This is a genomic window from Rhizobium sp. SVR5-9E, from assembly GCF_056755095.1.
Genome location: NZ_JBNDHS010000437.1, coordinates 1 through 269, shown reverse-complemented (window position 1 = coordinate 269; position 269 = coordinate 1). Strand labels below are relative to the sequence as shown.

At 39.4% G+C, this 269-nt stretch carries 1 protein-coding gene; it reads left to right on the top strand.

Annotated elements, in window-relative coordinates:
• Window positions 1–269, top strand: a 269-nt coding sequence (locus tag ACPYOJ_RS35520) for an HD domain-containing protein (protein ID WP_481420413.1), incomplete at both ends; no start/stop codon positions are given.

Genomic DNA, 269 nt, shown 5'->3' with positions numbered 1-269 from the left:
ATACATACGAAGATCTGAAGAAAATTTTTGGTGAAAAAATTGCCAATATTGTCAATGGCCTTACCAAGATCTCAATTATGAACCATCAGAATATATCGGTTCAGTCGGAAAATTACAGAAAACTGCTGCTTACCCTTTCAGAAGATTTCAGGGTAATTCTGATCAAAATTGCAGACCGTCTTCACAATATGCGTACCCTGGAAAGCATGGCACCGGACAAGCAGAAAAAAATCGCTTCCGAAACAGTGTATATTTACGCTCCCATGGCG